This window comes from Streptomyces abyssalis (genome assembly GCF_001751365.1).
GTDB lineage: Bacteria > Actinomycetota > Actinomycetes > Streptomycetales > Streptomycetaceae > Streptomyces > Streptomyces abyssalis.
In genome coordinates this window covers 1-1,433 of the sequence record NZ_LJGT01000022.1, presented here as the reverse complement: position 1 = coordinate 1,433, position 1,433 = coordinate 1, and the positions used below count along the sequence as shown (strand labels likewise).

Below are 1,433 nucleotides of genomic sequence, written 5' to 3'. Positions count from 1 at the left end.
GGAGTCTCAATGAGCGAGTCAAGCTGTCGCAGCCGCTTGTGGTGGCATCGCAGTGAAGGGCCGGTTGTCGCGTAGGAGTGCCCAGAGGACTGCGACTCGTCGGCGGGCGAGAGCGATGACGGCTTGGACGTGCTGTGCGCCCTCGGCTCGTTTCTTGAGGTAGTAGTCGCGGTTGGGCCCTTCGCGGATGATGCTGGTCTGGGCTGAGAGGTAGAAGACGCGGCGAAGGCGTCGGCTGTAGCGCTGGGGCCGGTGCAGGTTGCCGGTGCGGCGTCCGGAGTCGCGGGGGACGGGGACCAGGCCGGCCGCGGAGGCGAGGTGGCCTTCGTTCGCGTAAGAGGTCAGGTCCCCGGCAGCCACGATGAACTCGGCGCCGAGGATGGGTCCCATGCCGGGCAGCGATTCGATGACGGCAGCCTGAGGGTGGCTGCGAAAGGTGCAGCGGATCTGCTTGTCGATGCGATTGAGGCGTTCATCGAGGTCGAGGATCTGCTGGGCGATGTCGGCCACGATGTCCGCGGCGACCTGCTGGCCGGGCAACGTGGTGTGTTGAGCATCTGCGGCCTGGACGGCGGTGTGCGCGACGGTTGCAGGATTGCGCACGTTCCGGCGGGTCAGCCACGTCGTAAGACGAGTGAGGCCGCGGCGGCGGATGGCCGTCGGAGTCTGGTAGCCGGTGAGCAGGGTGAGGGCACCTTTGTGGTCGGAGTAGTCGAAGGCAGCCTCCAGTGCGGGGAAGATCCCGGTGAGCACGTCGCGGAGCCGGTTGACCATGCGGACCCGGTCGGTGATCAGGTCGGACCGGTGTGCAGTGAGGAGGGCAAGGTCGGCGGCCAGTTGAGCGCTGACACCGATGCTGGTGAAGTCCCGTCGGACACGGGCGGTTTCTGCGATGACATAGGCGTCGCGGGCATCGGTCTTGGCCTCACCTGGATAGGCGCCGGACATGCGGTTGACTGTCCGACCAGGCACGTAGACGGCCTCCTGGCAGTGGGATGCAAGCAGCGCCAGCAGAAGCGCGGAGGCAGTGCCGGCAATGTCGATGGCCCAGTGCACGTGATCGGCAAGGGCAAGGACGCTGCCGAGGGCGTCGAGGATCGCACTCTCGTCGTTGGGGACTTTCTGGTTCCACACTGCGGCACCGGCGTCGTCGACCGCGGTCATCCAGTGGTGGGCCTTGCCGGCATCAATGCCGACCCAGATCTGGGTCAACTGCTTTGCCATGAGCGTCTCCTCGGCTCGGCGACGTGGTGTCGGTCCGAGGAACACCCGCTGTCAGCTCCGTAAGCAGCGACCGGTTCGCACATCTCAATCAGCAGGCAGGCGTCCCGGAGAGCCGGGCGGCCACTCCACCGGAGCCACCGAAGGCAAGCGGCTTTAAAGCCACACCCGACCCTCCCGGACCGCCGAACAACTTACGGAGCGGCTTTGGG

General features: G+C 66.5%; 1 protein-coding gene. It reads right to left on the bottom strand.

From position 1 onward, the window contains the following. Nucleotides 1–18: 18 nt before the first annotated feature. Nucleotides 19–1,224 (bottom strand): IS110 family RNA-guided transposase, encoded by a 1,206-nt coding sequence (locus AN215_RS00095; protein WP_070012789.1) that lies wholly within the window; start codon nucleotides 1,222–1,224, stop codon nucleotides 19–21. Nucleotides 1,225–1,433 lie beyond the last annotated feature (209 nt).

Excerpts from the sequence above, each read along its gene's own strand:
- AN215_RS00095 (WP_070012789.1), bottom strand. The coding sequence starts at position 1,224 with ATGGCAAAGCAGTTGACCCAGATCTGGGTCGGCATTGATGCCGGCAAG.